This is a genomic window from Clostridium pasteurianum, from assembly GCF_001705235.1.
GTDB lineage: Bacteria > Bacillota > Clostridia > Clostridiales > Clostridiaceae > Clostridium_S > Clostridium_S pasteurianum_A.
On record NZ_MCGV01000001.1, the window covers coordinates 3,716,416 to 3,726,831 of the forward strand.

The 10,416-nt window shown below is 29.2% G+C and carries 11 protein-coding genes; 10 read left to right on the forward strand and 1 reads right to left on the reverse strand.

What is annotated here, in order from left to right:
- Positions 1-159: 159 nt before the first annotated feature.
- The 3 genes from BEE63_RS16620 (at position 160) to BEE63_RS16630 (ending at position 2,004) form a co-directional block, all read left to right on the forward strand.
- Positions 160-396, forward strand: a complete 237-nt coding sequence (locus tag BEE63_RS16620) for a zinc ribbon domain-containing protein (RefSeq protein WP_066022442.1) — start codon at positions 160-162, stop codon at positions 394-396.
- A 383-nt stretch (positions 397-779) separates the two neighbouring features.
- Positions 780-1,004 carry a hypothetical protein gene (locus BEE63_RS16625; protein WP_066022443.1) on the forward strand — a complete coding sequence of 75 codons (225 nt, stop codon included), beginning with the start codon at positions 780-782 and terminating at the stop codon, positions 1,002-1,004.
- A 256-nt stretch (positions 1,005-1,260) separates the two neighbouring features.
- Positions 1,261-2,004, forward strand: a complete 744-nt coding sequence (locus tag BEE63_RS16630; protein WP_066022444.1) for a CBS domain-containing protein — start codon at positions 1,261-1,263, stop codon at positions 2,002-2,004.
- Between the two features lie 576 nt (positions 2,005-2,580).
- On the opposite strand, the gene BEE63_RS16635 is transcribed toward BEE63_RS16630, so the two are convergent.
- Positions 2,581-3,135 (reverse strand): hypothetical protein, encoded by a 555-nt coding sequence (locus BEE63_RS16635; protein ID WP_066022445.1) that lies wholly within the window; start codon positions 3,133-3,135, stop codon positions 2,581-2,583.
- A 283-nt stretch (positions 3,136-3,418) separates the two neighbouring features.
- Between BEE63_RS16635 and BEE63_RS16640 the strand changes: the two genes are divergently transcribed.
- From BEE63_RS16640 to BEE63_RS16670, 7 genes are all read left to right on the forward strand, one after another.
- Complete coding sequence (locus BEE63_RS16640; RefSeq protein ID WP_066022446.1) at positions 3,419-4,783, forward strand: FHA domain-containing protein; 1,365 nt, start codon at positions 3,419-3,421, stop codon at positions 4,781-4,783.
- Between the two features lie 24 nt (positions 4,784-4,807).
- Positions 4,808-5,632: a hypothetical protein gene (locus BEE63_RS16645; RefSeq protein WP_066022447.1), complete on the forward strand. Its 825-nt coding sequence runs from the start codon at positions 4,808-4,810 to the stop codon at positions 5,630-5,632.
- 52 nt (positions 5,633-5,684) lie between these two features.
- Complete coding sequence (locus BEE63_RS16650) at positions 5,685-6,518, forward strand: hypothetical protein (RefSeq protein ID WP_066022448.1); 834 nt, start codon at positions 5,685-5,687, stop codon at positions 6,516-6,518.
- 52 nt (positions 6,519-6,570) lie between these two features.
- Positions 6,571-7,356 (forward strand): hypothetical protein, encoded by a 786-nt coding sequence (locus tag BEE63_RS16655; RefSeq protein WP_066022449.1) that lies wholly within the window; start codon positions 6,571-6,573, stop codon positions 7,354-7,356.
- Positions 7,357-7,506: 150 nt separating this feature from the next.
- Complete coding sequence (locus BEE63_RS16660; protein ID WP_066022450.1) at positions 7,507-8,295, forward strand: hypothetical protein; 789 nt, start codon at positions 7,507-7,509, stop codon at positions 8,293-8,295.
- A gap of 11 nt (positions 8,296-8,306) precedes the next feature.
- Positions 8,307-10,193 carry an Mbeg1-like protein gene (locus tag BEE63_RS16665; protein WP_066022451.1) on the forward strand — a complete coding sequence of 629 codons (1,887 nt, stop codon included), beginning with the start codon at positions 8,307-8,309 and terminating at the stop codon, positions 10,191-10,193.
- 19 nt (positions 10,194-10,212) lie between these two features.
- A complete protein-coding gene (locus tag BEE63_RS16670) occupies positions 10,213-10,407 on the forward strand; it encodes a hypothetical protein (RefSeq protein ID WP_066022452.1) in 195 nt (64 codons plus the stop codon).
- Positions 10,408-10,416 lie beyond the last annotated feature (9 nt).

Genomic DNA, 10,416 nt, shown 5'->3' on the forward strand with positions numbered 1-10,416 from the left:
TAAGTCTTATGAGTTTTATTTAATGTTCTAAAATACTGTTACTTCATTTTATTTTTTTGTAACAATTATATAATTTAAAGTTGACATGTTAAGGCAAAAAATATATAATGAGTGTAAAGTCAATGAGCATTAAGTCAACATAATAAGGAGAGATAATTTATGAAAAAATGTATTTCATGTGGTATGCCAATGAGTAAAAAAGAAGATTTTGCAATGGGGGATGAAAGCAAAGATTACTGCAAATATTGTGCTAGAAAAGATGGCAGCATGCAGTCATATGATGAAAAACTTAAAGGTACTACAGAATTTATAATTAGAACTCAAGGGTTTGATGAAAAAGCAGCTTTAAAAATTGCAAAGGAAACAATGTCTAAGCTTCCTGCATGGAGAAAATAATTATATTTGAAACTTATTTGAATAATATTATTTAAATGAGTTAAAGTAGTAAAAAAGTTTTATTAAAAATGGCAATATAAAAATAATCCATTTAATTTAAATAAATGGATTATTTTTATATGTAAATTTATGCACATATATTTTACAATAAAATACAATATTTTTTATAAAAAAATTAAAAAAGGTGGAAATATAATAGATACAGTGATAATATATAGAATGACAAGCAAAATATTATTTCTATAGTCTTATATGTAAAAAAAAGTAAAATATTTTAAAGCTTATTATTAAAAAATGCACATTGAGTAAAAATATAATTTGCTCTCTATGTATTTTGAAATTTTATATAATTTTAAAATGGTCAGTTATGGAGGAAATTTAATATGAAAAACAGTAGTTTGAAATTACTAACTAAATTAGTTTACTTTGATTTGTGTTTGCAAGTAGAACAAAATATGAAATTAGATTTTTTAAAAAATTATAATATAACAAATATTCCAAATGGCGCCCCAAAGAATGAGGAAAATATCACAGCGGAATGGACAAGTACACTACAGGCTATAAGGGATTATAGTTTTAATGAAAAAAGAAAAAAGCTTGTGGATTAAGGTTTTAAAATAATATTTCTATAAAAAATCATATTCATGGGATAAAAGGGCAAAAATAAAATTTAGTTACGACAATTTTATAGGGAGCTCATTCAGATGGTAAAATTTTTTGATATAATATAGTTATAATATTTTTATGATTAGGGAGTTTTCGTGAGAAATGAATGTGAATTATAGGAGACGATATTTTCTGGGATTTTTCACATAAAATGCAATTATATTAGAATTAACTTTATTGTTAAAAGGGGAATGGTTAATGGAAGATACTAAAAATGGTAAATCTAATGCCGAAAAATTTATTGGAATTTACAACGAAATAGATAGATATATGCGAAAAAGTCTGGATGAAGATGAAAGAATAGGTCATGTTGATTTAATAAAAAAGATGGTCAAAAAAAGTAGGGTATTTGCTAAAAACAAAGATGAATTGATGCTTTTCGCTAGGCTTAGAAATTCAATAGTGCATAACCCATATAATAGTGAAATAGATCCAATTGCTGAACCGCATGAGAAGATTGTTATTAAATATAAAGATATACGTGATAAAGTTCTTGATCCAGCAAGGGCATTAGACACTATTGCAGTAACGGGCAAAAAAATTTATTCCGTGACAGAGGAAGAATTTGTAGTTGATGTTATGGAAATCATGAAAGATAATGGATATGCTAATGTACCTGTAGTTGATAATGAAGGACTAATAAAAGGTGTGTTCAGTGAAAATACAGTTTTTTCTTATATAATTGAAAATGATGGAGTGCAAATTAAGCGAAGTACTAGAATAAGTGAATTTAAAGAATTTATACCTATGGAAAAGCATGAAAGTGAATTCTTCATCTTTGTTCCCAAAGACAGTCTTGTAGTAGAAGTTGAAGAACTATTTCAAAAAAGGCTTAAAGGTAAGAAAAAATTAGCCTTAGTATTTATTACTGAAACAGGTAAGGTTAAAGAAAAAATTTTAGGACTTATCACAGCATGGGACATTGCTTCAAATTATAAATAAAATATGCAGCAGAAATTTAATGGCTTTCTGGCTTAATACTTAATAGTATATTAGTGAAATGTAAGAAAGATATCCATAACTTTTTGCCGCAGGTGAAATCAATCACCCACTGACGGGCGAAGCGATGTCAGCACACCACACTTCGTCTGATGGAAACCAGTTTAACTAATAAATGTATAATTTATTAGTTTTGATTGGGTTCTATTAGTTGCCCACCAACCGTTTAGTGGCGTATTCTTGCCCTCCCACACAAATTAATTCGAAATTTTTTTTATTTAGTGTTACAGCTCCATTAACTTATTTAAAGATCAAATGGTATAGATATCAAAGCAATTTATACTCCCCCCCGAAATTCCGTAGGTACGGAGGAATTTCTTCATTGCTTTTATTCTAAGCGAAGTAACAGTATTTTGGAAATAATTTAAATAAAATTCAATAAGTCTTGTTTCAAATTATAAAAGGACTTAGAAATTTTAATTTGTCTGAGCATTTTTTCAGCGAGTTATTAAAATTTCTTAGTCCTTTTATAATTTGAAACTTAGACTTATGAACTTTATTTAATGTTTTAAAATACTGTTACTTCGCTTTATTTATGATTTTGATTTGCACTTTTATAAGTATTTTTTCTAAAAGTTTATTATAAGTTAAAGCCCAAACAGGATGATTGGGCAGAACAGGGTTTGGTTCGATTAAATTTTTTCGTTCATTTTCTATATATGCAGAAACAACATCTAGTTTTGATTTTGGACTGAATTTTGTGATAGAGGATGCAACTGCGTTTATTTCAAAATCTATTCTTGTAGTTAAAAACTGTATATTACCGCTAATCGTATTTGAAATTATATTTGAAACGGTTTTATAAATTACGGTATTTTCCACATAACCATTTAAAATAATACTACCTTCCCATTTATCATTTACTTTTCTTATTGGTGATTGAATTTTTGAATTGGTTATTTTAACGGTGTTTTTGGTACTGTCTATGGTTAGAATAGGTGAGTTTGGAGCATTTACAGTTAGTACGTTAACTATTAATTTTTCGTACTCGGCATTAAAAATGGTATCAGAGGCCTTATTTACTTTATCTATTATAGAATTTTTTTGTGTTAAAGCATCTTTATCATCATCCATATAAATTCTCCTTTAAAAATTGTATCTTGTATATCATATATGAAGAAAGACAAAATTATGTGAGTATAATTTTGTCTTTCTTCATATATATTTTCTTACTGAATTGTTTTGTCATAATGTTAGCATCATTATATTTATGATTTATATAAAAATATTAAATAATAAGTTTAATCATATATAAAAAAATCAAAAAAACATGGAAATATGATTAGAAATGTGGTATTATGTGGTACAGGATAAAATATATAATATCCTATCATATACTTGGATGGTGAGCTAATACATGCTTAATGTTATAGATAATATAGAATTTACTGGAGATAATTATGCTGCATTTACTATTAATTCTGAAAGTATAATAGACAATTATCAATTTTCTATTATAAACAGCAGCGGCAGTAACTTAATTAATTGTGTTAAGGACAGGTACAAGGCAAATTGCATATTGTATTATATTGGAAACTATCTACCTCTTAAAAAATTCATAATGGAAAATATTTTTTCGCGTGAGGATTTTAAAAAACTTATAGAGCAAATAACCACTTCAGTTTTATGGATAAAAGATGAAAAGCTAATAATGTCTAATGTCTTTTTAGATATGAATTATGTTTTTGTTGATTCATATAGCCATGATATTAAGATTGTATACATACCAGTTGCCTTGGATGAAAATATTAATTCTGTATCGGACGATTTTAGAAGTTTGCTTAAGGAAATAGTGACTATAAGCAAAACAAGAGATGCAAATGAACTGATTGGGTTTATATTGTCAAGTGTGAATGCGCCTATTTTTGATATTGTAGGTTTTCAAAAACAAATTATGAGTTTTAGTTACAAACCTAAGATAGAAGAAAATAAATCAAATGATAAAGTTAAAGGATTTGTAATAACTTTTTTAAGTGTGATTTTTTTATGTATTATTATTCCACTGCTTGGCAATATTTTAAATATTTCTTTTGTGAAAAATATTATTGATTATAAGGCTCTAGCTGCATTTTCGGTAATGTTTGGTATGAGTTCTATTTTGTCATTTGTTTTATGTTTAGTAGTTGGAAATAAAAAATCAAAACAGAAGGCTGTAGAAGAGAATAAATCTGATTTTAATAATTTGAGCAGCATAAGAGTTCATGACAGTATACCTAAGATGGTGGAAACCGGCAGTATAAGGTTAAAAAAAGAGAAAGACACAGATACAGCTAATTGCAGAGAGTATACGCCAGTTATTAATGAAGACTTCAACCTTGAAGATAGAAAATTTAGTAGACAAAAGTCACAGGAAATTTTGTGTCAGGATTCAGATGATGAAAACGGAACTAGAGTTTTATTTAATGAAGGTGAAAGTGAAGAAACTAAAATGCCATATATCATTAAGTCTGGAGATGAGGGTGAAACAAATAGGATTTACATTGAAAAGGATGTTTTTAGAATAGGAAGAGATACAAGTGTTTCGGATTTTACAATTATGAAGCCTACAGTTTCTAAAAGTCATGCTGCTATATCCTGCGTTAATGGACAGTATTATCTTAGTGATAATAATTCTAGTAATGGTACTTATTTAAATGGTGTGAAACTTGAACCCAATAAAATGTACAAGCTAAATCATGGAGATAGTATTATATTTGCAAAGGAAAATTATGAGTTTTTTTAAGATAAACATTGAAGGAGACAAAAGATGAAAAAGAATAAAGTTTTATGCGTGATTTTAGTTTTATTAATTGTAGTAGTATCAAGTGGATGCAGCAGAGAATGGAAGGAAAGACATGTTGTAATTAAAGAGCAGGAAGCACTTGAGTATTTACAAAAGAAATATGGGAAAAAATTTGTGTGTGAAGGTTATTGCAAATCTAGAAAGGGTACAGACAATTCAAAAATGATAATGTACCCTAAGGACGATAAAACAAAACAATTTACAATTTCAAAAGAATATAGTCCCAAGTATGTTGAAGAAAACGGACAAAATGTACGTAAAGACGGATATGATTATGATGATGAGTACCCAGCCAGATTAGTTGAAAACATGATCGATGAAAGAATAAAGAATACAGTGGGAAGTCAATTCCCAGATATTAAATATGCTTCATATGTTTCAGTTTATGGAAATCTTAATGAACAGTATAAAAATAAAATTGATTATGATAAGTTTATAAAACAAGAAGGAGAAACATCTGACATTAATATTACGGTTCTTGTTAATTATGGAGATAACTTTGATAAGAATAAAGAGGTTCAAGAAGCATATTCCTTTATGAAAAAAGTAATTGATGGAAAAATAGTAAATACCCCAATAAAAATAAAAGCTAGTTTTTACTTCGTTGATTCTGATAATTATAACAAAGATGATATAAAAAGTGTACGATGTGATGACAATGACGTTAGTGATGATGTTGACACACGTGAGAAATATAATATAAAAGCTTCAGTTGATTTAGAATCGGAAGATGGACTTAATTATAGTCAGGACATAAGAGACATTGAAAATAAAATGGATTCTTTTTAGCGGATAATAGGTTAATATCGCTTTATTGTTTAAAGGGGAAAGGTGAGAAACAATGAAAAAGAATAAAATTTTATGTGCTATTTTAGTTCTATTAATTGTAGTAATATCAAGTGGATGCAGCAAATCATGGAAATGGAAGACAACCCATGTTGTAATTAAAGAGCAGGAAGCACTTGAGTATTTACAAAAGAAATATGGGAAAAAATTTGTGTGTGAAGGTTATTGCAAATCCGGCAGGAGTAGAGACACTTCAAAAATGATAATACACCCTAAGGACGATAAAACAAAAAGATTTACAATTTTAAAAGAATATAGTCCTACGTATGTTGAAGAAAACGGACGAGATGTACGTAAAGACGGCTATAGCTATGAGGATGATTACCCATCCAAATTAATTGAACCCATGATTGATAAAAGAATAAAGAATACAGTGGGCAGCCAATTTCCAGATGTTAAATATGCTTCATATATTTCAGATTGTGGAAATATTAATAATGATTACAAAGATAAAATTGATTATGATAATTTTATAAAACAAGAAGGAGAAACATCTGATATTAAGATTACGGTTCTTGTTAATTATGGAGATAACTTTGATAAAAATAAAGCGGCTCAAAAAGCATATTCATTTATGAAAAAAGTAATTGATGGAAAACTAGTAAATACCCCAATAAAAATAAAAGCTAGTTTTTACTTCGTTGATTCTGGTAATTATAACAAAGATAATATAAAAAGTGTACGATGGGATGAAAATGATATTAGTGGTGAGTATGTTGATATACATGAAAAATATAATATAAAATATTCAGTTGATTTAGAATCGGAAGATGGACTTAATTATAGTCAGGACATAAGAGACATTGAAAATAAAATGGATTCTTTTTAGTGAATAATAGGTTAATATCGCTTTATTGTTTAAACGTGAAAGGGGCGAAATAATGAAAAAACGAAGGATACTCAGCGCAATATTAGTTTTATCAATGATGATAGGAGTGAGTGGATGTATGTCAAAGAATAAAGACTCGGATCCCCGTTATACAGGCGAAGAAGGAAAAATGGTTGAATACGCAGAGAAAAAATATGGACAGAAATTTGTAGCTGAAAGTTATGATGGTGGAGGAGCATACAAAAATATACAATTTCCAAATACAGTAATGTATCCAGAGGGGGATAAATTAAAGCCATTTATGGTAATAAAACAGGATAATAAGTATAGAGATGGCTATGCATTTAGGTTAGTTGAACCTATGGTAGATGAAAGAATAAAAAGCATAGTAGGCAATGAATTCCCTAATTTTAAGTATGCTACATTTATTACCGTAAATTTAGGTAGTGCAGAATTTACGGATAATAGTTATATAACTAAAATTAACTATGATGATTTTATAAAAAAAGAAGGAAATGAAGCTATTATTGAAATTAGAGTTTTTGTAAATTATGGTGATGAACTTGATAAGCATAAAGAGGCAGAAGAAATCCATTCTTTTATGCAAAAACTAATTGATAACAAATTAGTTAAAAGCAAAATGATAGTAAAAGCATGTTTCTATTTTGTTAATCAGAGTAACTACAATAAAATAAATGCAAAAAAATGTAGATATAATCATGCTGATAGAGAATTGTCTCAGGAATACAATATAAATACGTTTAATACTTTAATATCACAGGATGGATTGAATTATAACGAGTCAGTGGAGGATATTGAAAAAAAATTTAATGACTAGCTATGGAGGAAATTATTCATGAAGGTTAATATGTCAGATATAAAAGATAATGATTATAATATGCTTTCTGTAAATTGAGATTAATCTATAAAAAATAAAATCTTATAAATTAATCTGAGTTTATTGTTTAAACGTGAAAGGGGCAAAACAATGAAAAAGCGAAGGATAATCAGCATAATATTAGTTTTATCAATGATGATAGGAGTGAGCGGATGTATGTCAAAAGATAAAAATTCAGATCCCCGTTATACAGGCGAAGAAGGAAAAATGGTTGAATATGCAGAGAGAAAATACGGACAGAAGTTTGTAGCTGAAAGTTATGACGGTGGTGGAGCATATAAAAATATACAGTTTCCAAATACAATAATGTATCCAAAGGGAGATTTGTCAAAGCAGTTTATGGTAGTAAAAATGAAAAATCAATATAAGGATGGATATGCATTTAGGTTAGTTGAGCCTATGGTTGATCAAAGAATAAAAAATATTGTGGGAAATGAGTTCCCGGACTTTAAATATGCAACTGTTATCACAACAAATGCTAATCCGGAATATGCAGAAGGAAATTATACAAAAAAAATTGATTATAATGATTTTATTAAAAAAGAAGGAGTGTATGGTGCGTATATAGAAATTAACGCATTTGTGAATTGTGGAAATGTATTTGACAAAGACAAAGAAGCACAAGAAATGTTATCGTTTATGAAAAGAATAGTTGATGGCAAAATAGTGGGTAGTAAAATTGCTATAGTAGGTGAATTTACATTTTTAGACAATAAAAATTTTAATAGAGTTGATGCTAATAAACTTAAGGTAGTAAGTGATGGTAAAAAATTAAAAAAGGAATATGATGTCAAAATGTTTGCTCATTTGATGTTAGAAGATGGGCAGAAATATAATGTAACAATTGAAGATGCTAAAAACGATTTTTATAGTGATTAGTGGAGGATATTATGAATACTAATATAAATGATATAAAAGATAATGATTATAATATGCTATCTATATTAGCATATGCGGATTTACCAAATTCTCTTAAGAATAAAAGAGGCTTAGGGGTGGAAAACTATACTATTAGGGATATGGCAAATTATTATCTTAGTGATAATCCTGAAAGTGTAAAGCAATTTAATACGTTAAGTGGTAGATGCAATATGACAAAAACTGAATGGAGGAATACTTTTCAGGCAATAAAGAATACACCTAAGTTAAGTAGCTTAAAAGTAACAGGGTATACCAATCAGGATTCTACAAGCTATAATAATTTACATCCCACAGAAAATGGACTAGTAGCATATTGTTTTGAAACAAGTGATCATAAAGCAATAATAGATTATAGAGGAAGTGAAACTAGAGCGGGTGCTGGTGGAGAGGACTGGTATGATAATTTTAAGCTTGCCTGTGAAGATTATACTCCTCAACAGAAGGCTGCGGTAGATTTTTTAAAGGATATGAAAAGCAAATATGGCTACAGTGAATTTGCTACGACAGGACACTCAAAGGGTGCTAATGATGCACAGTGTGTGGCAGTAAAGGCTGGTTCTGATGTAGTAAAAAGTGTTACTTTCGATGCTCCAGGGTTTAATTTCGGTTTTATTAAAGAAAATTCAGATGGAATAGCAGGAGCTAAGGATAAAATAACTTCATATATGGGCTATAAGGACTTCGTTTCGGCTATATTAAATAATATAGCAGGGCATGTTAAAGTTGTAGAAACTAATGGAGTAAAAAGCTTTGGTGATAACCATAAGGATAATATATTTTTTAAATTAATATTTAATAAAAATAAAGATGCTGTAGGCTATGAGGATTTTGGTTCTTATGGAAATATTAAAAATAAGGATTATGCATTTTCTGAATTAGGTCTTTTAACAAATCTTTTGTCCAAGCAGGAAAGTGAAAAAGACATTCTAAATTTTGCCGGTGGTTTGTACAATATTGGACTAAAGGGTGAAGGAATGGGCACAAGAGAAAGCCTTATTGACCTTTTAACCGATAAGAACTTCACAGGATCTACCTTTGTTACGTTGGGAAATTTGCAGGTCGATAAGGATATTGTTGCAGGAGACTATATATTAAAGACCATTAAATCTAATGATAAACTTTCAGTTAAGGTTCTTAAAATAGGTGGAACAGTAGTAGCAGATAAAGTTGCTACGCCTGTAATTGCTATTGCACAATCTGTAGATAGTGATTTGGATATGGCAAATGGTATCGTTGCAGTATCTAAGAAAACTTTTGAAAAAGTAAAAGAAGCTGCTTCAGAAATTAAGAATGATGTAGAGTACTTTAAGTTAGAATTTGAGAAGGGAGAAGGATGGGTCAAACGTGAAGTAGAAGAGGCAGAAGGTTACGTTGAAGATAAGAAGGAAGATGCAGAAGCATTTGTATCAGATATAGTCGACGTAGGTACAGTAATGGGGAAGGATACAGTAGGTGAAGTCGGTGGAAGTTATCTAGATATGGCTGGTGAAGATATGTCATTTGCAGCAGTTACTGAAAATTTTATTAAGGATACACTTGGTATAGGCGAACATAGTGTAACAACGGAAGAGTATATAAAGATAAATACCGATAGGCTAAGACAGTATGCTTCTAAAATTAGCAGCTTAAAAAGAAGAGCCGATGAAATTAGCCATAAAATTAATACACTGTATTTTGGACTTGGAGTAGATAATTTAGTGCATTTAGGTAACCTTGTAAATTTAGTTAGGTCAAGCTATATGGATGAAACAAACTATAGATTTGCAGAGTGCATAAATTTCTTCAATCAAACAGCGGATAGGTTTGACAGCGTTGAAAATAGTATTACCCAGTATGCAAATTCACTACATAGTTAAAGTAAAGAAGGTTTATAGAATGAATGATGGAGATAAAAGTAAAGTTAATGCAATAGTACGTGAACTTGATGGATTAATAAGAGAGCTTAATTCTTTATCAGCTGGTGTGACTAGAGATTTCAAAGGAATAGGGGAGTCCGCATGCAGCGAAAGCATAAAGAAAATGGCAGATAGATACACTTATGTGAAGAGTCAAATATCTTCTCTTAAGTAATGTATATGA

Coding starts and splice junctions, on each gene's coding strand:
- BEE63_RS16670 (WP_066022452.1), top strand. CDS start 10,213: ATGAATGATGGAGATAAAAGTAAAGTTAATGCAATAGTACGTGAACTT.
- BEE63_RS16625 (WP_066022443.1), top strand. CDS start 780: ATGAAAAACAGTAGTTTGAAATTACTAACTAAATTAGTTTACTTTGAT.
- BEE63_RS16665 (WP_066022451.1), top strand. CDS start 8,307: ATGAATACTAATATAAATGATATAAAAGATAATGATTATAATATGCTA.
- BEE63_RS16645 (WP_066022447.1), top strand. CDS start 4,808: ATGAAAAAGAATAAAGTTTTATGCGTGATTTTAGTTTTATTAATTGTA.
- BEE63_RS16660 (WP_066022450.1), top strand. CDS start 7,507: ATGAAAAAGCGAAGGATAATCAGCATAATATTAGTTTTATCAATGATG.
- BEE63_RS16640 (WP_066022446.1), top strand. CDS start 3,419: ATGCTTAATGTTATAGATAATATAGAATTTACTGGAGATAATTATGCT.
- BEE63_RS16650 (WP_066022448.1), top strand. CDS start 5,685: ATGAAAAAGAATAAAATTTTATGTGCTATTTTAGTTCTATTAATTGTA.
- BEE63_RS16655 (WP_066022449.1), top strand. CDS start 6,571: ATGAAAAAACGAAGGATACTCAGCGCAATATTAGTTTTATCAATGATG.
- BEE63_RS16630 (WP_066022444.1), top strand. CDS start 1,261: ATGGAAGATACTAAAAATGGTAAATCTAATGCCGAAAAATTTATTGGA.
- BEE63_RS16635 (WP_066022445.1), bottom strand. CDS start 3,135: ATGGATGATGATAAAGATGCTTTAACACAAAAAAATTCTATAATAGAT.
- BEE63_RS16620 (WP_066022442.1), top strand. CDS start 160: ATGAAAAAATGTATTTCATGTGGTATGCCAATGAGTAAAAAAGAAGAT.